The sequence below is a fragment of the Kitasatospora sp. NPDC058032 genome (assembly GCF_042885845.1).
In the GTDB taxonomy this organism is placed as follows: Bacteria; Actinomycetota; Actinomycetes; order Streptomycetales; family Streptomycetaceae; genus Kitasatospora.
Genome location: NZ_JBHVRK010000015.1, coordinates 40,469 through 64,309, shown reverse-complemented (window position 1 = coordinate 64,309; position 23,841 = coordinate 40,469). Strand labels below are relative to the sequence as shown.

Annotated in this window: 17 protein-coding genes; 4 read left to right on the top strand and 13 right to left on the bottom strand. The window is 73.2% G+C overall.

Annotated elements, in window-relative coordinates:
• Positions 1 to 2: 2 nt before the first annotated feature.
• Positions 3 to 626, top strand: a complete 624-nt coding sequence (locus ACFVUH_RS23555) for a GNAT family N-acetyltransferase (RefSeq protein ID WP_387915224.1) — start codon at positions 3 to 5, stop codon at positions 624 to 626.
• A 95-nt stretch (positions 627 to 721) separates the two neighbouring features.
• On the opposite strand, the gene ACFVUH_RS23550 is transcribed toward ACFVUH_RS23555, so the two are convergent.
• The 5 genes from ACFVUH_RS23550 to ACFVUH_RS23530 all read right to left on the bottom strand — a co-directional run bounded on the left by ACFVUH_RS23550 (position 722) and on the right by ACFVUH_RS23530 (position 5,036).
• Positions 722 to 1,159: a PPOX class F420-dependent oxidoreductase gene (locus ACFVUH_RS23550; protein ID WP_387915223.1), complete on the bottom strand. Its 438-nt coding sequence runs from the start codon at positions 1,157 to 1,159 to the stop codon at positions 722 to 724.
• A complete protein-coding gene (locus ACFVUH_RS23545) occupies positions 1,156 to 2,130 on the bottom strand; it encodes an NAD(P)-dependent oxidoreductase (RefSeq protein ID WP_387915222.1) in 975 nt (324 codons plus the stop codon). The genes ACFVUH_RS23550 and ACFVUH_RS23545 overlap by 4 nt, the downstream gene beginning before the upstream one ends.
• Before the next feature lie 62 nt (positions 2,131 to 2,192).
• Complete coding sequence (locus ACFVUH_RS23540; protein ID WP_355375509.1) at positions 2,193 to 2,837, bottom strand: response regulator transcription factor; 645 nt, start codon at positions 2,835 to 2,837, stop codon at positions 2,193 to 2,195.
• Complete coding sequence (locus ACFVUH_RS23535) at positions 2,789 to 4,147, bottom strand: histidine kinase (RefSeq protein ID WP_355375488.1); 1,359 nt, start codon at positions 4,145 to 4,147, stop codon at positions 2,789 to 2,791. Before ACFVUH_RS23535 ends, ACFVUH_RS23540 begins: the two co-directional genes overlap by 49 nt.
• Before the next feature lies 1 nt (position 4,148).
• Positions 4,149 to 5,036, bottom strand: a complete 888-nt coding sequence (locus ACFVUH_RS23530) for a CPBP family intramembrane glutamic endopeptidase (protein WP_387915221.1) — start codon at positions 5,034 to 5,036, stop codon at positions 4,149 to 4,151.
• A 255-nt stretch (positions 5,037 to 5,291) separates the two neighbouring features.
• Here ACFVUH_RS23530 and ACFVUH_RS23525 point away from each other — a divergent pair, with 255 nt between their 5' ends.
• Entirely contained in the window at positions 5,292 to 6,218 is a 927-nt protein-coding gene (locus tag ACFVUH_RS23525; RefSeq protein ID WP_387915220.1) for a GNAT family N-acetyltransferase, read from the top strand.
• A gap of 42 nt (positions 6,219 to 6,260) precedes the next feature.
• Here ACFVUH_RS23525 and ACFVUH_RS23520 read toward each other — a convergent pair whose 3' ends face one another.
• The 7 genes from ACFVUH_RS23520 to ACFVUH_RS23490 all read right to left on the bottom strand — a co-directional run bounded on the left by ACFVUH_RS23520 (position 6,261) and on the right by ACFVUH_RS23490 (position 11,750).
• Positions 6,261 to 6,563 (bottom strand): DUF1905 domain-containing protein, encoded by a 303-nt coding sequence (locus ACFVUH_RS23520; protein ID WP_355375480.1) that lies wholly within the window; start codon positions 6,561 to 6,563, stop codon positions 6,261 to 6,263.
• Positions 6,564 to 6,665: 102 nt separating this feature from the next.
• Complete coding sequence (locus ACFVUH_RS23515; protein WP_387915219.1) at positions 6,666 to 7,184, bottom strand: GNAT family N-acetyltransferase; 519 nt, start codon at positions 7,182 to 7,184, stop codon at positions 6,666 to 6,668.
• Between the two features lie 86 nt (positions 7,185 to 7,270).
• The gene (locus tag ACFVUH_RS23510) at positions 7,271 to 7,843 is read right to left on the bottom strand and encodes a dihydrofolate reductase family protein (RefSeq protein ID WP_387915218.1); all 573 of its coding nucleotides are present in this window, start codon (positions 7,841 to 7,843) and stop codon (positions 7,271 to 7,273) included.
• 84 nt (positions 7,844 to 7,927) lie between these two features.
• Positions 7,928 to 8,665: an SRPBCC domain-containing protein gene (locus tag ACFVUH_RS23505; RefSeq protein WP_387915217.1), complete on the bottom strand. Its 738-nt coding sequence runs from the start codon at positions 8,663 to 8,665 to the stop codon at positions 7,928 to 7,930.
• Positions 8,662 to 9,309, bottom strand: coding sequence for an ArsR/SmtB family transcription factor (locus ACFVUH_RS23500; protein WP_387915216.1), 648 nt, complete (start codon positions 9,307 to 9,309; stop codon positions 8,662 to 8,664). Before ACFVUH_RS23500 ends, ACFVUH_RS23505 begins: the two co-directional genes overlap by 4 nt.
• 122 nt (positions 9,310 to 9,431) lie before the next feature.
• The gene (locus ACFVUH_RS23495) at positions 9,432 to 9,647 is read right to left on the bottom strand and encodes a cold-shock protein (RefSeq protein WP_387915215.1); all 216 of its coding nucleotides are present in this window, start codon (positions 9,645 to 9,647) and stop codon (positions 9,432 to 9,434) included.
• Positions 9,648 to 9,731: 84 nt separating this feature from the next.
• Complete coding sequence (locus tag ACFVUH_RS23490) at positions 9,732 to 11,750, bottom strand: hypothetical protein (RefSeq protein WP_387915214.1); 2,019 nt, start codon at positions 11,748 to 11,750, stop codon at positions 9,732 to 9,734.
• A 439-nt stretch (positions 11,751 to 12,189) separates the two neighbouring features.
• Here ACFVUH_RS23490 and ACFVUH_RS23485 point away from each other — a divergent pair, with 439 nt between their 5' ends.
• Positions 12,190 to 14,985: an AAA family ATPase gene (locus ACFVUH_RS23485; protein ID WP_387915213.1), complete on the top strand. Its 2,796-nt coding sequence runs from the start codon at positions 12,190 to 12,192 to the stop codon at positions 14,983 to 14,985.
• A gap of 115 nt (positions 14,986 to 15,100) precedes the next feature.
• Here ACFVUH_RS23485 and ACFVUH_RS23480 read toward each other — a convergent pair whose 3' ends face one another.
• Positions 15,101 to 15,550, bottom strand: a complete 450-nt coding sequence (locus ACFVUH_RS23480) for a hypothetical protein (protein WP_387915310.1) — start codon at positions 15,548 to 15,550, stop codon at positions 15,101 to 15,103.
• A gap of 505 nt (positions 15,551 to 16,055) precedes the next feature.
• On the opposite strand from ACFVUH_RS23480, the gene ACFVUH_RS23475 reads away from it, so the two are divergent.
• The gene (locus ACFVUH_RS23475) at positions 16,056 to 23,780 is read left to right on the top strand and encodes a ricin-type beta-trefoil lectin domain protein (RefSeq protein ID WP_387915212.1); all 7,725 of its coding nucleotides are present in this window, start codon (positions 16,056 to 16,058) and stop codon (positions 23,778 to 23,780) included.
• Positions 23,781 to 23,841 lie beyond the last annotated feature (61 nt).

Here is a 23,841-nt window from a genome sequence, read left to right as displayed (position 1 = left end):
CAATGGGAACCACGGACGGGAACGGCGGTCCGACGCTGCTGCGCGCGGTACCGGCCGGAGCGGAGCCACGGGTCGCCGCGCTGTACTGGGAGGCCTTCGGCCGCAAGCTCGGCCCGGCGCTCGGCCCGCCCGAGGCCGGGCAGGCGTTCATCGCCGAGCACCTCCACCACGACCGCGGCATCGTGGCCGAGCACGGCGGGGAGGTGGTCGGTGTGGCGGGCTACCAGCTCGGCGGCCGCGGCCTGACCGGCGGCGAGGTCGGGGACGTGCTCGCCGCCTACGGCGCGTTCCGCGGCCTGCCCCGGCTGGCCGTCCTCGCCCTCTTCGGCCGCGGCCCCGAGCCGGGCGAGCTGGTGATGGACGGCATCGCGGTGGACGCCGGGCATCGCGGCCTGGGCATCGGCGGGCGACTGCTCGCCGAGGTCGCGGCGGTCGCCGCCGAGCACGGCTGCCACCGCGTCCGCCTCGACGTCATCGACGTCAACCCGCGGGCCCGCGCACTCTACGAGCGCCGCGGCTTCACCGCCGTCCGCACCACGCGGACGCCGTACCTGCGCCCGCTCCTGGGCTTCGGGGCCGTCACCACCATGCACCGACCGGTCTCCCCGGCCGACGCCCGCGTCTGACCGGCGCCCCGGCGGGCGGGGACGGCGGACTGCGGACGGCGGGCGCCGCCGGGGTCCGGGTGTGACGCGCCCCCCGGGGGGCGTCCTGGGGGGTGTCAGCCGAGCCGGGCGCCGTAGACGTGGTCGACGGCGAGGACCATCAGGACACGCCGCTCGGCGACCATGGCGGCACGGTACTCGTCCCAGTCCGGGTGCTCGCCGGCAGCGCGCCGGTAGTAGTCGACCAGCGCCTCCACCTCCGGCCCCGCCGGGTCGGCGGACGGGCCGAGCAGGGTGACCGCACCCTCGGCGGTGGCCCAGGCGCGGCCGTCCGCGCGGGTCACCTCCAGGGCGGCGCGCGGGTCGCGGCGCAGGTTGGCCACCTTGGCGCGGCCCTCCGCCATCGAGACGTAGAGCCGCTCGGCGTCCCGGTCGTAGTACGGCATCACGGGCGAGAGCTGGGGCCGCCCGTCGGACTTGATCGTGGCCAGCACGCCGAGGCGGCTCTCGGCGAGCAGCGTGCGGGGGTCGAAGTCGGTTGTCATGGCGGTCATTCTCCGCCGCCCGGTCCGGCGGAGGGCGCAGGACCGCGGAACTGCTCGACCAGCGCGGCGTAGCTCTCGCCGCCCCGCCCGGCGGCCAGCGCCCGGCCCGCCAGCGCCCGGATGAACGCCGGGAGTTCGGTACTCACGCCGAGGGCCGCGCTCTCCTCGGCGAGGTGGTCCATGGCGGCGATGTGGGTGCCCAGGGCGGCGTCCTCGGCCGGGTAGGCACCGGCGTCGATCTGGTCGGCGTACCCGGCCAGCCAGTCGGCCACCGTGACGGTCGAGCGGGCGGCGAGCGGGGCGAAGGCCTTGGCGTCCACGCCCGCCGCGCCCAGCAGTGCGGCGCCGTGCAGAAAGCCGTTCAGGACGCTCCACATCAGGGCGAGCACGGCGGAGTCGTGCAGCGCGGGCAGGCCGTGGTCCTCGCCCAGGTGCGTGGTGCCGTCCGGGGCGAGGCGGCGCAGCACGGGCGCGTACCGCTCGAAGTCGGCGTGGGCGCCGCCGTAGAGCACCACGGCCTCGGGCGTGCCGATGGCCGGCGGCACGGCCAGGATCACGCCGTCCAGGTACCCGCCGCCCGTGGCGGCCACCCGTTCGGCGTTCGCCCGGGCCGACGCGGCGGTGCCGGAGGTCAGGTCGACCAGGACGCGGCCGGCCAGCAGGCCCGGGCCGGCGGCGTCGAGGCGGTCGAGCAGTCCGCGGACGGCGGCGTGGTCGGAGACGCAGAGCACCACCAGCTCGGCGGCGGCCACCGCCTCCTCGGGCGAGGCGGCGGGGCGGGCTCCCCCGTCGGCGAGTCCGGCGGCCTTGCCGGGCGTGCGGTTCCACACCGTGGTGGGGTGTCCCGCTCGCAGGAACGCCGCGGCCAGGGCCCGCCCCATCAGGCCGAGGCCGAGCACGGCCACGGGGACGGCGGCGGGGGCCGCGGCCGGGACCGCGGTGGGGATGTTCTTCGCTGATCCGTTCTGATCGTCGGTCATGGCGCCATCCTCGACCTTCACATCGATGTGAGGTCAAGCGACGTGGGCGAACTGACCGAGCGTCATCGCTTGAGGTAGGCGAGGACCGCGAGGACGCGGCGGTTGTCGTCGGCGGAGGCCTCGATGCGGAGCTTGGCGAAGATGCTCGCGGTGTGCTTGGCGACGGCGCTCTCCCCGATGTGCAGGGTGTGCATGATCGCGGCGTTGGAACGGCCCTCGGCCATCAGCCGCAGCACCTCGTGCTCACGCGGGGTGAGCTCGGCGGTATTGCCCCGGGCGTCGCTGCGGGCCAGCAGCTTGGCGATGACCTGCGGGTCCATCACGGTGCCGCCGCCCGCGACGGTCCGCACCGCGTCCACGAACTGGGCGGTGTGGGTGACCCGGTCCTTCAGCAGGTAGCCGATCGCGCCCTGGCCGCCGGCCAGCAGCTCCTGCGCGTAGAGCTGGTCGACGTACTGGGAGAGGATCAGCACCGGCAGCGCGGGACGCGTCCGGCGCGCCTCCAGGGTGGCGCGCAGCCCCTCGTCGGTGAAGCTCGGCGGCAGCCGGATGTCGACCACGGCGACGTCCGGCTCCTGCTCGCGCAGCGCGCGCAGCAGGGCCGGCCCGTTGTCGACGGCGGCGACCACCTCGCAGCCGTGCTCCTGGAGCGTGCGGATCAACCCGTCCCGGAGGAGGAAGAGGTCTTCGGCGAGGACGACGCGCAGGGGTTCTCGCAGCGGATCTCGCACGGTATCTCCAGGGTCACGGTGGTCGGGCCGCCCGGCGGGCTGTGCAGGGCGAGGGTTCCGTCGACGGTACTCAGCCTGCGCACCACGCCGCGCAGACCGGTGCCCCGGTCGAGCCGGGCGCCGCCGTGGCCGTCGTCCTCGACGACCGCGCGCAGGGTGCCGTCCGCGTGAGTCAGGCGGACCGTCACCTCGCGGCCGCCGGAGTGCTTGGCCGCGTTGGCGAGCAGTTCGGCGACGGCGAAGTAGCCGGCGGTCTCGACCGGGACCGGGAGGCGCCCCGGCAGCTCGGCCGAGACGTGCACGTCGAGGAAGCTGTCCAGGGCGAGGGAGCGGACGGCGTCGCCGAGGCCGCGGTCGGTGAGGATCGGCGGGTGGATGCCGTGGACCAGGTCGCGGAGGTCCTGCAGGGCCCGCGCCGAGCCGGCCCGCACCTCGGTCAGGAGGGCCCGGGCGCCGCCCGGGTCGGTGTCCAGCAGCCGGGTCGCCTCGTCCAGCGCCATGCCGACGGCGACCAGCCGGGCCTGCGCGCCGTCGTGCAGGTCCCGCTCGATGCGCCGCAGTTCGTCCGCCCGCTCGTCCAGCGCCTCGGCGCGGGTGTCGGTCAGGTGCTCGATCCGCCGCTCCAGCTCGGTGCTGTACGGCGCGGAGAGCGCCCGGGAGCTCCAGCGGGCGTGCAGTTCCAGCGCGGCGGGCGCCAGCCGCAGGCCCGCCCCGGTGAACAGCAGGCCGAGCACGGCGGCGGCGAGCATCGAGGGGGTGGAGTCGACGAGCACGAAGGCGTACCAGTTGCTGGGGCCGAGCCACGGCCAGACGAAGGGCTGGACGACCGCGCCGAACAGCCCGAACTCGACGAGCCCGAGCGGCACCGCGGCCAGCAGCCCGCCGGTCCAGGGCTCCAGCCACGACCACCTGAGGTCCCGCCAGAAGCCGTCGTCACCGAGGATGCCCACGGCCCGCCGGCCGCGCGGGCCCTCGGCGGGCGGCAGGGGCTCGGGCGGGCTGATCCTGGTGCCCGTCCAGCGCTCCGTCCAGGAGCGGTAGCGGTCGGACAGCCGGCGCAGCGCCGTCGCCGCGCCCGGCAGCAGCAGCCGGCCCACCCCGATCGGGAGCAGCATCAGCGTCACCGTCACCAGCGCGCCGACCGCGCTCACCGCGAGGGAGTACAGCGAGAGCAGCTGGCAGCGGGCCAGCGCGCGCACCTGGGCGCGCGCCGTGGGCACCGCCCCCGCGCCGGCCTCTGCCGCCCCGCCCCGCCCCGCCGCCATGTCCGCCCGTCGCTCCGTCACCTCAGCGCGCCCCGTGCCGCGCCGCCGGGATCCTATCCGGCGCGACCGACGGCGCCTCGCCCCGGTACGGCGTGGTGCCGTCCGCCGCCGGGCCCGCCATCGAGCACGCCGTCCCGTCCGCCGCGCTGTCCGCCGCGCTGTCCGCCGCACCGGGCCGCCGGGCCCGCAGCACCCACGGCACCGCCGCCACCAGGCACGCGGCGCCGAACAGCACCATGGGCAGCACCGTGCCGTCCTCCTCGTCCATCGTCAGCAGCATCCCCAGGTTCACCAGGGTGTGGAAGCCGCCGGCGAGCAGCAGCCGGTTCGCCCGCACGCCCTCCAGGCCCAGCCCGAGCACGACCGACATCGCCACCGTGGCGAGCAGGAAGCCGCCCGCGTACGCGGGCCGCTGCGCGAACACCTGCACGTGCCAGGCGCCCCAGAGCAGGCCCACCGCCACCGAGGAGGTGACCGGCCCGAAGCGGGTGCGCAGCAGCGGCTGGAGGTAGCACCGCCAGCCGATCTCCTCGCCGCAGGCCCCGACCAGCTGGGCCAGCACGATCAGCGTGAACGGGTGGGCGAGGGAGCGGGGGTCGGTCAGCCGGGCGTCGCCGTCCAGCAGCCCGTAGGCCCCGGCGGCCAGCAGGATGATGAGCGGCGCGGTGAGCAGCAGCAGCCGCCCGGAGCGGCCCGGGCCCGCCCACGCGGTGTCGTCCCGGGCAGCCCGCCTGCCGATTCCCGTCCCGGCCAGCCGCCCCCGGATCCGCTCCTGCCACACCAGCGCCGCCACCAGCACCCCGGCGGCCGGGCCGAACTGGGTGAGCTGGACGATCTCGTCCGGGATCCCGGTCGCCGGCTGGAGCGCGCCCAGGGCGCCTGCGGCGGGGAAGGCGACGGCGAGGAACACCGCCGCCTCCGCCTTCCACGGCGCCCGCTGTTCCCGCTCCGCCCCTACCCGCTCTGCCCGTACCCGCCCTGCCCGTACCTTCTCTGCCGGTGCCTGCCCTGCCTGTACCCGCATGTCGTCCGCCTTCCGGTCCGCTCGATCGCGTGGTTCCTTCGGCGTCGACTCTTCCGTTCCGCGGGCCTTCGGCCATTGCGGGTAGCTGCCCAACGGGGGTACAGCTAGCTGTACCCCCGGCCCGCCTCACCTGGAGAGAACTTGTCGATCCGCGTCACCCCGCTGACCGATCCGGCTCGCAACGCCTACAGCCGACGGCTCGTCTGGCTCGCGCAGGACGAGGAGGGGAACCCGGTCGGGACCGCGTCCTTGCGGCTGTCCACCGACCCCGGGCAGGCGCACCTGGCCGACCTGGCGGTGCGGGTGCACCCGGCGGAGCGGCGCCGAGGCGTGGGCTCGCGGCTGGTGGAGGCCGCGCTGGCGACGGCGCGCGCCGAGGGACGGCGGGCCGTGGTGGCACCGGCCGGGGACGGGACGGCGGGCGAGGCGTTCCTGACGGCGCGCGGGTTCCGCAGGGCGCTGACGCTGCGGCACACACGGCTGGACCTGACGGCGGCGGGCGCGGACGCGGCCGGCGGGGAGCGGGCCCTCGGGAAGGGGGCCGGCGCGGAGGGCGGGGCCGGCGCCGAGCGCGGGGCCGGCGCGGAGTACCGGCTGGTGGCATGGGACGGCACCGTCCCCGACGACCTCGCCGCCTCGTACGCGGCCGCGCGCCGGGCGATGGACGACATGCCGATGGGCGAGGTCGACTACGGCAGGATGACCTGGGACGTCGAGCGGCTGCGGGCGGTGGCCCGGGCCGTCGCGGAGCGCGGCGAGCACCTGCACACGGTGGCGGCCGTCAGCACCGCCGACGGCGCGGTCGCCGGGTTCACCGAGCTGGTCGTCCCGGCGGACGGGCTCGGCGACGGTCTGCATTACGGCACCGCCGTCCTGCCCGCGCACCGCGGCCACGGGCTCGCGCGGCGGATGAAGGCCGAGGCGATCCGCCGGGCGCGCGGCCGTCACCCGCTGCTGGCCGGCCTGGTGACCGACACCGCCGAGGACAACTCCCCGATGCGCAGGGTCAACGAGTCCCTGGGCTACCGGCCGACCCACGAGACGTACCGGTACCAGCGGGAGCTGTAGCGGGCCCGTCCGTCCAGGGGCCCCTTCGGTCCAGGGATCCGCTCAGAGGTCGAGGAGCTCGACGGTGACGGCGGCGAGGTCGCCCGGTTCGAGGTCCTCGGCCGTGCGGACGGCGCGTTTGACGGGCAGCACGTAGCAGCCGCGGGTGCTGTCCGGGAAGATCGACGTCTGCCAGGTGCTGCCACCGAGGGTGACCCGCACCCGCAGCGAGCCGAAGCCGCGGCGCGGCCCGGCGGCCACGTCGCGGATCTCCTCGGACGCCTCGACGGGCAGGCTGACGAAGGTCCAGCTGTCGGCGCGCCGGGCGTCCCAGATCCAGAGCTCGGCCTCAAAATCGAACACCACGGGTCCAGCATCGCATGCGGCACCGACAACCCGTCCGTTCGCGCGCCCCACCGGGCGCCCATCGTGCCCGTCACGCCCCGTCGCCGCACATGGCGCCCGCGCTCACATCGGCAGGGAGTGCAGCCGCACGGCGCCCTCCGGCCATTGCGCGCCCTCGTGCAACGGGAACCACATCGAACGCAGCGGCATCACCACCGGGCCGGCGGGCTGCTCGACCTCGACGGGCCCCTCCACCGGGCGCCAGCCGAGGCGCGCGTAGAGGCCGGCCACCTCGGGGAGGCAGAACAGGATCGCCACCTGCGGCCCCAGGGCGCGGGCGCGGACCAGCGCGCCGTCCACCACCGCGCGGGCGAGGCCCTGCCCGCGCCGCTCGGCGGCGACGGCCACCCCACCCAGCCCGACGACGTCCAGGTGCCGCCCGCCCGCCGACAGCGGCAGGACGACCAGTCCGGCGTGCGCGACGAGCCGGCCGTCCGGTTCCGCGCGGATCCCGACGTGGTGCTCCTTGGACCGCCAGGTGAACCCCAGCCCGGCCACCCCGAACGCGTCCGGGGTGTCGCCGAGGATCTCGGCCATGTCGTAATTCACCAGCGGCACGACGATGTTCTGATGATCAGTCATCCCCGCATGCTGCCACCCCGGCGGGCCCGCCGGAACGGGGCCGGGGGGTATCCTCGGCCGGAGGTGAGCCGGGAAGTCCCGCGGCGTCAGCGGACCACGTCGAAGACCTGCTTCTGCAGGCCGTTGGAGTAGACCGCGTGCTCGACCAGCTTCAGCTTCTGGACGTCCTTGTCCGTGCCGCTGAACAGACGCTTGCCGGCGCCCAGCAGCAGCGGGTAGACGAGCAGGTGGTAGCGGTCGACGAGGCCCGCGTCGGAGAGCGCCCGGTTGAGGGCCGCGCTGCCGTGGACGATGATCGGGCCGCCCTCGGTCTCCTTCAGAGCGGCGACCTCGTCGAGCGAGCGCAGGATGGTGGTCTCGCCCCAGTTCGCCACCAGGTCGTCCTCGGTGAGGGTGCTGGAGACGACGTACTTCGGCAGCTCCTTGTAGCGGGCGAACTCCGCCATGTCCGGCCACACGGGGCTGAAGGCCTGGTAGCTGACCCGGCCGAGCAGCACCGCGGTGGCCTCCTCCTGTTCCCGCCCCTTGATCTCGTACGCCTCGGGGACGAACTCGATGTCCTTGAAGGTCCAGCCGGAGTTGCGGTAACCGGGTTCACCGCCGGGGCCCTCGACGACGCCGTCGAGGGAGATGAACGCGGTGCTGATCAGGGTGCGCATGGTGTTTCCTCGCTGAGCGGTGGTGAGCAGTGGTGAACGGTGGTGCCCGGTGGTCGGTGAGGGTGAACGGTGGCAAGCGGTGGATCAGGCGAGGGCGCCGGTCAGCCACTGCTGCCAGGCGGCCTCGGCGCCCTCCGGCCGGGGGCCGAAGAGGTGGTGGAACATCAGGACCAGTCCGGCGCCGTGGTGGAAGGTGTAGAGGCCGTCGGCGGCACGGACGGCGAAGCGCTCGCCGTCCGCCCAGACCACCTCGCCGTCCAGCGTCGGCAGTCCGGCGGGCTCGACGTGCACTCGCGCGCCGACGCCGGGCGGCTGCGGCAGGGCGAGGGCGCGGGCCAGTGCCGCGCGGAGCTCCTCCGCCGGCCGCCCGGGCACCGGGGCGACCGCGAAGACCGGGGCGCCGGTGCGGCCGGGGAAGTGGACGAGGTACTCGCGCAGCGTGTGCAGGTGGAACGGCCAGCCGCTGCGCAGCGCGTCGTACTCGTCCTCCCAGTCGTCGCCGAGCAGGCCGCTGTGCACGACGCGGAGCACGGTGGCGGCGCCCTCGCGGCCCTCGATGAGGTACTCGAAGGCCATGAAGCGGCCGTTCCCGGCGGTGGCGGTGCGGGTGGCCAGACGCTTGCCGGGCTCGTAGGCGGTGATCACCGCGTCCTCGCGGTGGCCGCCGATCTCCATGGTCGCGGTGCCGCCCTCGCGCGGGTCCAGTTCGTTGCGGCCCATGAACCAGGAGTCCAGGCCCGGTCCGGTGGCGATCGCCGCCCAGACCTCGTCCGGGCTCGCCGGCAGGACGGTCTCCAGCTCGATCTCGAACGGGTGGGTCATCGTGCGTGCTCCGGTCCTGGTTCGACGGCGGGGGTGGGGTCGCCCGGTGCGGGGGCGGGGGCGGGGGCGGCGGGGATCTGGTGGAGCCCGACGACCACCCGGTGGGTGCGGCCGCCGGTCGCGGACTCGTCGTGGTAGCGGCTGACCAGGACGGCCACCGCCTGGGCGAGTTCGTCGGCGAAGGCGGTGCGGTCGGCCGCGGAGGCGAACCGCACCTGCGCGTCGATGCCGAAGGTGGCGACCCGCCGCCGGGCCCGGGCGGCGCCGGTGAGCAGCGTGCCCACCTCCTGCACCAGCCGGGAGCCCAGCGCCAGCAGCCACCGGGCGGAGAGCTGGTCGGGCGAGCGGGACGGGTCCGGGCTCACGGCGGCCAGCACGGCGGGCGAGATCACGTAGGAGGCGGCGGTGGCCCGGTACACCCGTTCGGTGACGTTGCCCTTGCGCCGTTCCTCGGCGAGTTCGACCAGTCCGTGCCGCTCCAACTCCTTCAGGTGGTAGTTGACCTTCTGCCGGGGCAGGCCCAGCCGCCCGGCCAGCATGGCGGCCGAGCCGGGCTCGGCCAGGGCGGCGAGGATCCGGGACCGGATGGGGTCCAGGGACGCCTCGGCCGCGGCGGGTTCTTCGATCACAGCGACGTCCAGCACGTCTCCAGAGTGCGACCGACAAAAAAATTTGTCAAGGAAAAAACACCTGTCGGTGGCGAGTCGCCCGGAAAACCGCGCGGGGCCCACGCGTGCGCGTGGACCCCGCTCCCGGCCGCTCCCGGTCAGCCTGCGACGACCTGGACCTTGTCGGCCTGCAAGCCCTTCTGGCCCTGGACCGCCTCGAACGTCACCTTCTGGCCCTCGGCGAGGGACTTGAAGCCGCTCCCCTCGATCGCCCTGAAGTGCACGAACAGGTCAGGGCCGGACTCCGGGGTGATGAAGCCGTAGCCCTTCTCGTCGTTGAACCACTTCACGGTGCCGTTCTGGCGCTCGGCCATGTCTTCTCCTTGCACGCGGATCACGCTGACGGCGCCAGTCTCTCACGCAGTGGCGCCGGTTCAGCACGAAGCGTGACGGCGGACTCAGCTGTCCGCGTGCAGGTTCCCGTGGACCCGCAGATCGGCCTGGATCGCCACCTTCTCGTCGGCGGTGTGCAGGATCCACCCGGCGGTCTTGCTGCGGACCGACAGGTGGTCGTTGGCGTTGACCTTCCCGTGGAAGGCCGACTCCCCGCCGACCCGGAAGGCGTCCCGGACCGACACCTTCTCCTCGCTGACGTGCAGGATCCACTCGCCGCCGCTGCGGACCGACAGGTTCTCGTTGGCGTTCACCTTCTCCTCGAAGACCGACTCGCCGTGGACGGTGAGGGCGTACCCGCCGCCGGTCGTCAGCTTGCCGCCGACCGTCAGGTCGCTCGCGGTGACCGTGCCGCCGACCTCCAGGTTCCGCAGCGGACGGACGTCGCCGTGGACGGTGAGGTCGCCGTCGACCACCAGGCCGCGGTTGGCGTGCACCTCGTCCTGCGCCTCCAGCCGGCCGTGGACGATCAGGCGGGACGGGCCCTCCTGCGTCTCCAGCACGTCACCGACCGTCAGCCCGCCCTGGATGGTCAGCCGCTCCTTCACCAGCGCGCGGGCGGTGACCAGGTCGTCCAGGTCCGCCTTGCCGGCCGCGACGGTCCCCCACTGCCGGCTCCCGGCACCCTGGAACACGTTGACGCCCGCGGGCGGGAACTCGATCCACCCGGCGCCGCCGTCCCGGCCCTGCACCCAGGCGGTGTTGACGCCGGTCACGTCGGCCCGGTGGGCGGTGACGGTGCCCGCCTCCTGCTGCGGGCCGTGGAAGACGTTCACGCCGCTCGCCGGGAAGTCGATCCCGCCGTCCGCCTCGCCCCGGCCCCGCACCTGCCGCGACTTCACCGTGTCCGCGTCCACCGTGCCCAGGTCCCGGTTCGGGCCGTGGAACACCTCGATGCCGGTGTCCGGGAAGTCGATCCAGCCGGCGCTGTCGGTCCGCCCCTGCACCCACTTGGTCTTCACGCTGCTCACGTCGGCCTGGTTAGCGGTGACGTTGCCCGCCTCCTGCTGCGGACCGCGGAAGACGTTGATGCCGCTCGCCGGGAAGTCGATCCACCCGTCGGCCTCGCCCCGACCCCGCACCAGCACCGTCTTCACGCTCTGGACGTCGGTGCTGTCGGCCACGACCCTGCCCGGGACGTGGTTGCCGTCCTGGACCTTCTGGACCTCCACGCCGTCCGCGGAGAAGCGGACACGGCCCTTGTCCGCCACACCCTCGATCCACGGCGTGCGCGTGCCACTCCCGAACTCGGGGACCAGGGCGTGCACGGTGGTGGTGAGGAAGTAGCCCGCCTGCGGCCGCCCGGCGTCGGCCGCCGCGGCCACCAGGGTGTAGGTGGTGCCCCGCTGCGGGGCGTCGAGGAACGGGGAGTAACTGTCCTGCGTCACCGGGCCCTGCCGGGACGCCGGAGCGTGGTGGACCTCGTTCCCCGCGGCGTCGAGAACCCAGTAGTCGAGGTTGTTGGGTCCGTCCCACTGCAGGACGAGGGGGGCCGCGGCGTCCGCGTCCAGCAGCGAGGTCTCCGCGCGGAAGTTGCGCGGCGCCTTCGACGTCTGCTTGGTCACGCCCAGGGTCGTGGTGTAGTGGCCCGACCGTTCGGCCACCACGGCGTCCCCGCCGTAGGACCGCTCGTGGATGCTCAGCCTGACCAGGCCCTCCGCGCGGGAGACGGGGATGTTCTCCAGCTTCAGGACCAGGGCCTCGCCGCCGCGCAGGGCCACCCAGTCGTCGTAGGGGTCCTTCGCCCGGAACCGCGAGTCGCCCTCCCGCACGACGGACGGCGCCACCCGCCAGACCCGCCCGCCCGTCTGGCTGATGCTCGCGTTGATCGCGGCGGGATTCTCCGTCAGGTGCTCGGGGTCCTTGCCGGTCGGGATCTCGATCTCGATGTACTGCCAGTTCACCGAAGCCTGGTGACTGTTGGACGCGATCACGTACACCGTCCCGACCGACGGGACCCCGTCGGTGGAGACGTGGAGCGATGTCGGATCCGTGACGATCTCGTAGTGCAGCAGAGCGGGCACGAGAGGACTCCCAACCTCGGCGTTTCACACGATGCGGGCAGGACGTGCAGCGGAGGACCGGTACGGGGGCACGAGGAAGCGATGCCGACCAGCCTTTCGACGGTACGCGCCGCCCGGCGGCCCACGAACCGCGATGCCGGGAGCTGACCCGAACCGGACCCCGGCTGGCCTGAACCACCTTGAGCTGAGGTCCACATGACGACACATCAGCTTCGAGGGAAAGGCTCGCGCCGACCCGGACCGAGGCCGCCCGGAGCTCCCCGGCACCGGCCGGGACGGTGCCGCCCGCGCCCGCCGACTCAAGATCGTGTCCAGCATGCCCGTCCGGCATACTGGTCGTGGCCAGCGCGTTCGCGGCCACGCGGAGGCACACCCCTTCCCGATCGAAGGGCGGCCCCCGAACGGTGACGGCGCGGCAGGCCCTGGGGAGGGGACAGCTGTGGAGGACTGGCGCGCGTCCGGCGCACTCGGCACCGCGGAGCCGCTGATCGGCCGGGACGACGACCTGCGGCTGGTCCGCAACCGGCTGCGGATCGGGGCCGGCGGCGGTGCGCTGCTGCTGGCCGGGGAGGCCGGCGTCGGCAAGAGCGCCGTCCTGGACGCGCTGGCCTCCTCCGCGCGGGCGGACGGCGTCCGGGTGCTCAGGGCGGCGGGTGTGGAGTTCGAGGCCGACTGTGGCTACTCCGGCCTGAACCAGATCCTCTTCCCGTTCCTGGGCGCCCTGGAACACCTCGACAGCGCGCTGCGCGACGCCCTGCGGGTGGCGCTCGGCTTCGACGGCGGCCGGGCGCCGGAGCAGCTGCTCGTCTCCAACGCCGTGCTGCGGCTGCTGCAGACGGTGGCCGGCGGGAAGCCGCTGCTGGTGGTCGTCGACGACCTCCCCTGGGTCGACCACGCCAGTACGGCGGTGCTCGGCTTCGTCGCCCGGCGGGTGGCCGGACTGGGCGTCAGCTTCGTGGCGGCGGCGCGCACCGGCGAGCCGCGCCCCAAGGGGGCCGACGCCCTCCCCGGCTACGACCTCCCGCCGCTCGACGACGAGTCGGCGGCGCGGCTGCTCGGCAGCAGGTTCCCCGGCCTCGCCCGCGGCGCGCGCCGGCGGCTGCTGGCCGAGGCGGGCGGCAATCCGCTGGCGCTCCTGGAGCTGCCGGCCGCCCTGCGGCCCGCCACCGCGGACTCCCCCGCGGTCCTGCCGCTCAGCAGCCGGCTGGAGACGCTGTTCGGCTCACGGGTCACCGGCCTGCCCGCCGCCGCCCGGCGGCTGCTCCTGCTGGCGGCCCTCGAAGGGACCGGTGACCTGGGCGTGCTGCAGGCGGCGGCCCGCCGTGCCGGGAGCAGGTCCGGCCTGGAGGACCTCGCACCGGTCGAACGCGAGCGGCTGGTGCAGATCGAGGAGGGCGGGCAGCGGCTGAGGTTCCGGCACCCGCTGATCCGCTCCGCCGTGGTGGCCCAGGCGCTGAGCAGCGAGCGGCGCGCCGCGCACAGGGCGCTCGCCCACGCGCTCGCCGACCGGCCCGAGCGGCACGCCTGGCACCTGGGCGAGGCCACGGTGGAGCCGGACGAGGACGTCGCGGCGCTGCTGGAGCACGCCGCGGGCCTGACCCTGCGCCGCGGGGACGCCGCCGGGGCGATGCGCACGCTGATCCGCTCGGCGTCCCTCTCCCCCGCGGGCCCGAACCGCAGCCGCCGCCTCGCCGAGGCCGCCTACCTGGGCGCCGAGTCCACCGGGGCCCTGTCCAGCGCCCGCAAGCTCCTGGACGACGCCCGCCGGGCCGCCCCCGAGGCGTCGCTGCACTCCGCCACCGCGTCCGCGATGCTCATGCTGAACGGCGACGGCGACGTGGCGGCGGCCCACCGGCTGCTGACCGACGCCATCGAGTCCGCGGCCGGGGCGCACGGCTACCGGGCCGACGACAAGGCGCTGGTCGACGCGCTGCACGTGCTGGCGGTGGTCTGCTTCTTCGGCGCCCGGCACGACCTGTGGCAGTTCTACTACCGGGCCGTCGGGCGCCTCACCCCGCAGCCGCCGGCCGTGCTGGCCGTCCTGGGACTGACCTTCTCCGATCCGGCCCGCACCGGGGCGGCGGCGCACGGGCAGCTCGACGCGCTCATGGCGTCGCTGTCCGGGGAGCCCGACCCGGTGCGGATCACCCGGGTCGGCACCGGAGCCCTCTACCTCGACCGCCTCGGCGAGGTCCGCGACGCGGCCTGGCAGGTGGTGCGCGCGGGGCGCGACGGCGGCCCGGCCCGGCGGTACATCTCCTCCCTCATCCACCTCTGCCTGGACGACTACCTCACCGGGCGCTGGGACGAGGCCGTCGAGCTCGCCGACGAGGGGCTGGGGGCCTGCGAGGACCACGAGTACAGCGCCTTCGCCTGGTACTTCCTCTACATCCGCGCCATCGTCCTCGGTGCCCGCGGGCACGCGGAGGAGAGCCTGGCGACGGCCGGGCGGATCATCGGCTGGGCCGCGTCGCACGGCGCGCCCTGCGCCGCGCACTACGCCCACCACGCCGCGGCCGTCGCGGCCCTGGGTCGCGGGGACTACGCGCTCGCCCACGAGCACGCCGGCGCCGTCAGCCCCGCCGGCACCCTCGCCTCGCACGCCCCGCACGCCCTGTGGGTGGCCGCCCACCTGGTCGAGGCGGCCGTCCGCGGCAACCGGCGCGAGGAGGCCGCCGCGCACGTGCGGGCGATGCGCGAGGCCGGCCTCGCCGCCGTCTCCTCCCGGCACGCCATGCTGACGGAGGCGTCCGCCGCGCTGTGCGCCGAGGACGACGAGGAGGCGCTGCGCCTGTTCGCCCTGGCGCTCGGCACCCCCGGCGGGCAGCGGTGGCGCTTCGACCACGCCCGCGTCCAACTCGCCTACGGCGAGCGGCTGCGCAGGGCCCGGGCCACCGCCGGGTCGCGGGCCCCGCTGCGCGCCGCGCTGGCGGCCTTCGAGGAACTGGGCGCCCGGCCGTGGGCCGAGCGGGCGGTGAAGGAACTGCGGGCGACCGGCTGGGGCAGGCGCCGCCCGGACGCCGCGCACGGCAGCGCGCTGAGCGCCCAGGAACGGGAGATCGCCGATCTCGCCGCCTCCGGCCTGACCAACAAGCAGATCGCCGAACGCCTCTTCATCTCCCACCGCACGGTGGGCGCCCACCTCTACCAGATCTACCCGAAGCTCGGCATCACCTCCCGCGCCATGCTGCGCGACGCCCTCACCGCGCTGCCCGAGGACCCCGCCGCTCCCTGACCGGCGGACCACGACGACCGGGCGCCGTCACGGCGCCGGTCACTTGCCGAGCGCGTGTCGGGCCCCTGGAAGCCGCCGACGCGCGGAGGGGGCCCGACCCAGGACACGGCTTCGATCAGGCGGCGGCCCCGCGCACGGCCCGTTCCCAGAGGTCCAGCCCCGCGCGGAGGAGTTCGCGCACGGCCGCGGTCTCCTCGACCGTCCAGGCCTCGTCGCCGCCGGCCGGATCGAGGGCTCTGCCGCCGAAGATCTTCTCGTAGGCGCTGTCGTGGACCGGTCCTTGGGCGGGAAGGGACGGGTCGGCCCGCACGCTGCGGGCGAGGTCCTCGAAGAAGTTCCAGGCCTCCAGCAGCAGTCCCGCCGAGGCGGAGTCGAGGTCCGGCCGCTCGGCCCACCGCCGCACGACGAGCAGATCGAGGTCGCCCTCGCCCTCCCGGATGAGCTCCCAGCCGTTGCGATCACAGCATTCCTGCAGCGGCGCGCGCTCCCGGAACGCGAGCAGGCGCCCGAGTTCGTCCACGGCGAGCCGATCGGGCTCATCGCCGTCCCCGGACCGCCAGATCACCGTCAAGTCCCCTCTCCTGGTCCCGATGCGATACGGGAAGTGGTCGGCCATACGGATCTCCCTGATGCCGTGTCGGCAGGCCCCGACCGGGAAACCGGTCGAGGCCCGTGCGGTGCGGCCCGCGAACGACGGAACCGGCAATTCCCCTTCCACCGGGCCGCCGATTCCCACTATAAATGGAGGAAGGAAATCCAGATCCCGGGCCACCGTCGGACAATTCCACCGGCCCAGGCGATTTCCGGCTGTTCGCCCTATGGGCGACAAGGGCACCCGAGAGGCCAAATTCCCACAGCTGTACGGCAAGAGCCAAGATTTGACCGAAATATGAGTCGCATGCGATTCATCGTTATTCGATCGAAACTCTTAAAGATTCCTGAGAACTCCAAGGGCATGAAAGGTTCTCTGCCGAGCCAGAAGGCTTGCACCGTCTTGGCGATCTCTCGACGAGGATCTGATGTCACGACGTTCCACGGTCCCGCCCGCTGCGGCGGGCGGGACCCCTTCCATGTCCATGCGCTGGAAACGCGCCATGTCGGCGGCCGTGACGCTGGGTCTGCTGGTACAGACCGGCGTGGCCGTCGAAGCGTTGACCGCCTCCTCCGCCTTCGCGGCGCCGGCCCCGGAAACACCGCAGGCCAATGCGGCGGCCGGCACGGTCACCGAAGCGCCCGACGAGGCCTCGGCCCTGCTGTCGGCCCGCCTTCAGGGGCACCGTATCGAAGTGGTGAGCGCGCGAACCGAGTCGACCACCCTGTGGGCGAATCCGGAGGGCACGCTCACCTCCGATCGCTCCACCGGACCGGTCCGGATGAAGTCCGGCGGCTCCTGGGTTCCGGTGGACACCACCCTGGCGCCGACGCCGACGGGCAAGGTGGCGCCGAAGGCCCACCCCGGCGCCCTCGTCCTCGAGGGCGGCGATCCCACCGTCACGGTGGGCGACAGCCTGCCGGGTACCAACGGCGCGCCGGCCTCCGGGGATTCCCCGGCCTCGACCACCACCACGCTCCAGGAGCGTGAACTCGCCAGCTACGGCTCCGGCGACCAGAAGGTGGGCTTCGGCTGGCTGGGCAGGCTGCCCAAGCCGAAGCTGGAGGGCAACAAGGCGACGTACGTCGACGCCCGGCCGGGCGTCGACCTCGTGGTCAAGGCGACCCGGACCGGCTTCGAGCAGTTCCTGATCGTCAAGAACCGCTCCGCCGTCGCCCAGGCCAGCACGATGACGATCCCGATCGACACCACCGGCCTCAACGTCGCGGCGCAGCAGGACGGTTCGATCCAGCTGCTGGACAAGACGACCGGCAGGCTCGTCGTGAAGATCCCGTCGCCGGTGATGTGGGACGCGGCGGTGGACCCGGCCTCGCAGGAGCACCTGAACCGCGCGCCGGTGACGATGCAGCTGCGCGGCCAGGGCGCGGACACCGAGCTGGTGTTCACCCCCGACGCGGCGTTCCTGGCCAACACCGGCACCCAGTACCCGGTCACCATCGACCCGGTGGTGGGCGGTGTCTCCGCCACGTACGACACCTATGTGCAGAACAACGAGAACTGGGACGCCTCCGGCTCCGAGGACCTCAAGCTGGGCAGCTACAACGGCAGCGTCAAGGCGCGCTCGTACCTCACGATCCCGGGCGGCCAGTTCAACGGCAAGCAGATCCTGGACGCCAAGCTGCACCTGTTCAACTACCACTCGTCCTCCTGCGTCCCGAAGCAGTGGGAGGTGTGGAACGCGGGCGGCGCGGCCTGGTGGACCCGGTGGGGCAACGAGCCCCAGTGGGGCCAGATGTGGACCCGGACCTACGAGACCTACGACGTCGACGGCGGTGACAGCCACCAGTGCACCGCCCCGGACGGGTCCGCCTGGACGAACACCGACATCACCGACATGATCCGGTACTTCGCGCAGCACAATTCCGCCGACTACGGCCTGCTGCTGAAGGCGACGGACGAGAACAGCAACCTGTCCTGGAAGCGGTTCGGCTCCGCCGAGAGCGACGTCCCTCCGTACATCTCGATCACCTACAACGCGGTGCCGTCGGCGCCGTCCGGCATCGAGGTGCTGCCCTCGCAGCCGGGTGAGCCGCGGTACACCAACTCCGCGACGCCGCGTTTCCAGGTCCGCGCGGACGACCCCGACGACGGCACGGTCGGCGTGAACGTCGACCTGTGGCGCAACGGCAGCTTCGTCAACAGCATCTATCGGCAGGTCCCGGCCAACACCTACCTCCAGGTGGGTCCCGCCGACCTCGGTGTGGCGAAGCTGGACGAGGGCGTCCCGTACTCGGTGTGGACCAAGGTCTCCGATGCCAACTCGTCCTCCGGCTGGTCCGGCACGAGCTTCGTCGTCGACACCACCGCCCCCGGCACCCCGACCGTCACCTCGGCGGACTACCCGTCGGACGGGACGTGGCACGGCGCGGCCAACCAGGCCGGTTCGTTCACCTTCACCCCGCCCGCGGGGACGAACGACCTGGCCGCGTACGTCTACACCCTGGACGGCACCACGCCGGTGACGGTCAACGCCACGGCGGGCCTGACCACCTCGATCACCCCGGCCACCGAGGGCCGGCGGGTGCTCAAGGTGCAGGCCAAGGACCGCGCGGGCAACCTCTCGCAGGCGGCCGAGTACGTGTTCCAGGTGGGCCAGGCCGGCATCAGCTCGCCGGTGAACGGCACCCAGGCGGCCAAGCGCGTCAAGCTTTCCGTCGACGCCCAGGCGCAGTTCAAGCGGGTGGTCTACGAGTACCGCCGCGGCCCCGGCGCCACCGAGTACACGGTGCCCCGGGTGAACCTGACCAAGGCGGACAACACCCCGGTCACCGAGGACAAGCCGCTGCTGTCGGACCTCGGCCCGCACGCCAACTGGAACGTCCTGGACACCCTCGGCAACGTCGGCGGTGTCGTCCAGGTGCGCGCCAAGCTGTTCCCCGAGGACGGCTCCGGCAACGGCTACACCACCGTCTGGAACACCCTGACCGTGGACCGCAACGCGGACGGTGCCGCGAGCGCCGACGCGGGCCCGGGTTCCGTGAACCTGCTCACCGGTGACTACAGCACCAGTGCCACCGACACCAGCGCGTTCGGCATGTCCGTCACCCGCACCTCCTCCTCGCGGGGCACGGACCGCGGCTGGCAGACCCAGGGCGAGCGCCTGACCACCAACCAGCGCCAGATCGGCACCGACACGGCCGGCTTCACCGCCGGTCCGGCGGACATCAGCCGCTCGACCGCGCGCGGTCACGACAGTTCCACCGACTCGCTGCTGGTCAAGCCCAACGGCAGCCAGAACTCCTACGTCGAGATCGGCACGGGATACAACCTCGGCCAGGGCATGAAGCCGGGCCGGACCTACCGGCTCACCGGTTGGATCTACGTGCCGGGCTCGACCGGCCTGAACCCCGACCGCGCCGACATCGGCCTGCGTCTCGTCGGCGTCCACCGGACGCCGGCCGGCTACACGGACGTGCCGTCGCCGAAGGCGTCGTTCACGGACGGCTGGCAGCAGCTGAGCGTCGACATGACGGTGCCGAAGGACGCCACCGAGGCGTGGTTCCGGCTGGTCAACGGTTTCGCCGGGGCGGGCCAGGAGGTCTACTTCGACGACCTGTCGCTGAAGGAGATCGTCGCGCCGTTCGGTCCGCAGTGGGCCGGCGGCCCCGACGCGGGCGCCGGCTCCGACTTCCGCTCGCTGTCCTTCCCGCAGTCCGACCTGGTCGAGATCAAGGGCAACGACGACGGCACGCTGACCTTCGCCAAGGGCACCGACGGCACCTTCTTCCCCGAGCCGGGCGCGGAGTCGCTGACGCTCAAGGCCGTCGCGGCCACCTCCGGCGCGCTGCTGCTGAACAGCAGCGGCCAGTGCCTGGAGGTCCCGAACGGCGCGGCCGGCAACGGCGCCAACCTCCAGGCCACCACCTGCACCGGTGGCGCCAACCAGCAGTGGACCCGCGGCGACGACCAGACGCTGCGGCTGCTCGGCTACTGCCTGGACAACCCCTGGGGCCAGGTGGACAACGGCACCCAGCTGGTGCTGTGGGGCTGCAACGGCGGCGCCAACCAGAAGTGGGACGTGCGCACCGACGGCCAGGTCATCAGCCTCTACTCCGGCAAGTGCCTGGACACCGACCACGGCGCCTCGGTGTGGGTGTGCTGGGCCGGCCCCAACCAGGTCTGGGACGTGCAGACCAACGCCACCACCTACGAGCTGACCGAGCTGGACGGGACCAAGACCGTCTTCGCCCGCCAGGCCGGCTCGAACAGTTACCAGGTCGTCAGCGAGACCGGACCGGGCGCCCCCTCGGCGACCCGCTACCTGTACGACACCACCGACGGCCGCTCGCTCGTCAAGCGCGTGATCCCGCCGGTCGAGGCCGGGGTGGACGACGCCAACAGGTGCTCGGTGGAGCCGCTGCCGCGCGGCTGCGAGGTCATGGAGTACGAGTACGCCAAGTCGACCACGGCGACCGCGACTTCTCCCGGTGACTACCTGGACCGCGTCAAGGCCGTCAAGGTCTGGTCGTGGAACCCGGCGACGTCGAAGGAGGAGGCCGTCGAGGTCGCGCACTACGCGTACGACGACAAGGGCCGCCTGGCCGAGACCTGGGACCCGCGCCTGACCCAGCCGCTGAAGACCACCTACGGCTACGACGACGCGGGCCGGGTCACCCGGGCCACGCCGGCGGGTCAGCTGCCGTGGAACTTCGACTTCGGCAAGGCCGCCGCCGACCAGGACCCGGGGCGCCTGCTCAAGGTCCGCCGCCAGGCCCTGACCCAGGGCTCGAAGAACCAGGTCAACGGCGAGACCGCCGTCAACGTCGTCTACGACGTACCGCTGACCAGCGGAACGGCCGGCGGTCCGTACGACCTGTCCGGCGCGGAGGTGGCGAGGTGGTCCCAACTGGACGCCCCGACCGACGCCACCGCCGTCTTCGATCCCGAGGACGACCCGGGCACCAACACGGCGACCGCCGTCAAGCCGGGCAAGGACGGCTACAAGCCGGCCACCGTGCACTACCTCAACGCCAACGGCCAGGAGGTCAACACCGCCACCCCGTCCGTGACTCCGGGCGGTGACATCGACACCAAGGAGTACGACCGCTACGGTCATGTGGTGCGATCCCTGGAGGCCACCAACCGCGCGATCGCGCTCGGCACCCACGCGGACACCGGCCGGTACACGGCCGAGCTGAACCTCCCGACCGACTCCGCGTCGCGGGCCCGGCTGCTGGACTCGCGCACCGTCTACACCGCCGACGGCCAGGACGTCGCGGAGACGCTCGGCCCGGTCTACCGCGCCTCGCTGACCGAGCAGGTCAACGGCCAGAGCACCCCGGTCACCTCGACCTGGGAGGCGGAGAAGCTGCCGCAGCTCGGCGCCACCGCGCCGGTGCGGGTCGTCAACGACAACGGTGCGCTGACCTGGTCCGGCGGAGCGCAGCTCAGCCTGGCCGGCACGCAGGCGGGCGCCTACGACGTCATGCGTGTCAGCGTGCCGGAGGAGGGCGAGTACGTGCTCTCCGGTCAGCTGACCCGCTTCAGCGACCACGGCATCGTCCAGTTCGCGATCGACGGCCAGAACGTCGGCCAGCCGATCGACACCTTCGACGCCAACCCCGCCGGCTCGACCGCCCCCTACACCGCCGGCCGGTCCGTCCGGCTGACCCGCGGTGACCACGAGCTCAAGGTCACCGTCACCGGCACCAACGCGGGCACCCAGGGCGACCGTTACCACGCGGGCCTGGACACCATCACCCTGACCAAGAGCACCGTCAACCCGACGCTCGCCGCCGGGGCGCCGGTGGTGGTCCGCGACCACAACACCAACACCTACGACGAGAACAAGCCCGACGGCCAGGCGTACCACCTGGTCACCACCGCCACCGACGGCGCCCGCATCGACGGCTACGCCGCGGACGCGGAGGTGCGGGTCACCCAGAACGGCTACGGGACGCCGCTCGGCGGCACGTCCGGCTGGACGGTGAAGAAGCCGACCACGGTGACCACCGACGCGCTGGGCGCCAAGCTCACCACCACGACCCGCTACGACGCGCAGGGCCACCCCGAGGAGATCCGGGTCCCCGGGTCCGAGGTAGCCGACGCCAGTACCACCAAGTACACCTACTACACGGCGGGCGCCAACGCCGCCAACGCGGCCTGCGCCAACCGTCCCGAGTGGGCCGGCCAGCCGTGCGTCACCTCGCCGGGTGCCGCGATCACCGGCGGCGACGCGGCGCGGATGCCGACCACCCTGCCGGTCAAGCAGGCTACCCGGTACTCGCGCACCGGCAAGGCCGAGGAGGTCGTCGAGACCAACGCCGGCAAGACCCGGACGACGGTGACGGTCTTCGACGCCATCGACCGGACGGTCTCCACCGAGGTCACCGGCGACGAGGGCCAGGCCGTGCCGAAGGCCGTCACCGCCTACGACCCGGCGACGGGCGAGGCCGTGTCGACCACGGCCGCCGGCAAGTCCGTCGCCACCGTGAAGGACGTCCTCGGCCGCACGATCTCCTACACCGACGCGGACGGCGCGACCACCACGACCGAGTACGACAAGTTCGGCAAGCCGGTCAAGGTCACCGACCCCACCGGCGTCACCACCTACACCTACGACCGGACCAAGGAACCCCGCGGCCTGCTCACCTCGGTGAACGACAGCAAGGCCGGTGAGTTCACGGCCAAGTACAGCCCGGACGGCCAGCTCGTCGAGCAGACCTACCCCGGCGGCATCGTCCGCAGGGACACCCTGAACGCCTCCGGCAAGGCCGTCGCCCGCACCTACGCCCGCACCTCCGACGGCAAGGTCGTCTGGGCACAGAACGAGGAGGTCTCCACCCAGGGGCAGGTGACCAAGGACAGCAGCACCAACGGCATCAAGTCCTACGCCTACGACCGCCTCGGCCGCCTGGTCAAGGCCGAGCAGTCCACGGCCGCCGCCGGCTGCACCACCCGCACCTACACCTACGACGTCCACTACAACCGCACCGCGAAGAGCACCACCGGCCCGGCCGCCGACGGCACCTGCACCACCACCGGTGCCACCGCGGTGAACTCCACCTACGACAGCGCCGACCGGATCACCACCGCGGGATACACCTACGACGCGTTCGGCCGCACGCTCACCACGCCGAGCGGCACGGCCCTCGGCTACCGGGTCAACGACATGGTCGCCTCCCAGGAGACCGCGACCACGAAGCAGACCTGGACCCTCGACCCCGCCGGCCGCCTCAACGGCAGCACCACCGCCACCAAGCAGGCCGACGGCAGCTGGTCCACCACCGCCACCCGCGTTCACCACTTCGGCACCGGCGCCGACAGCCCCCGCTGGATCACCGAGAACGCGGCCGGCGCTTGGACCCGCAACGTCCCCGGCACCGACGGCAACCTGTCAGCGACCGTCACCGACCAGGGCACCGTCAAGCTCCAGCTGACCAACCTGTTCGGCTCGGTGGTGCTGGTCACCGACACCGCCCTGACGAGCCCGGTGCTGCTCGACTCCGACGAGTACGGCAACCCGACCGCGGGAACCGCGGCCGCCCGCTACGGCTGGCTCGGCGGCAAGCAGCGCTCCGCCGAGGCCCAGGACGGCATCGTCCTCATGGGCGTGCGCCTCTACAACCCCGCCACCGGCCGCTTCCTCTCCGTGGACCCCGTCCCCGGCGGCAGCGCCAACGCCTACGAGTACTGCATGGCCGACCCGATCGGCTGCACGGACCTCGACGGGCGCAAGGGCATCAAGGAGTGGTGGAAGAAGAAGGGGTCGATGTCCGTGGGGAAGGCCCTCGGCGGTATCTCGGCGGTCACCGGCGTCATGGGCATAGTGAACCCGCAGATGAAGGCAATCTCCGCAGTGACCGGAGCCCTGGCCACCGCCTCCTATGCCTCGGGCGGCCACTGGCAGCAGGCCAAGCGGCAGGCACGCAACACCGTGCTCAACGCGGCCGTCGGCGGCTTCGGGCGCTTCACCGCGGCGACGAAGGTCGGCGGTATGGCAAGCCGGTACAACGCGCTGACAGAGCGCTGGGCCGCCGGCATTCCCGGTCTTGCCGCACGGAGCACCTACTTCCTCAGGCCTACCTCGTTCGAGGCAAGGTTCCACAAGTACGCGGCCTTGACCATCGTCGGAGGCAACCAGCTGGCCACGAAGTACGAGTACATCTACTACGACATGGTCCAGCAGAAGATCGACGACATCAGCGAGCGGGGACGGAGGTTCCGGGATCTGGTGGCCTGATCCGGCTTCGTGCGGAACTGAACTGAACTAGAACCCACCCGGCAGCCGGCCATCGGTCGGC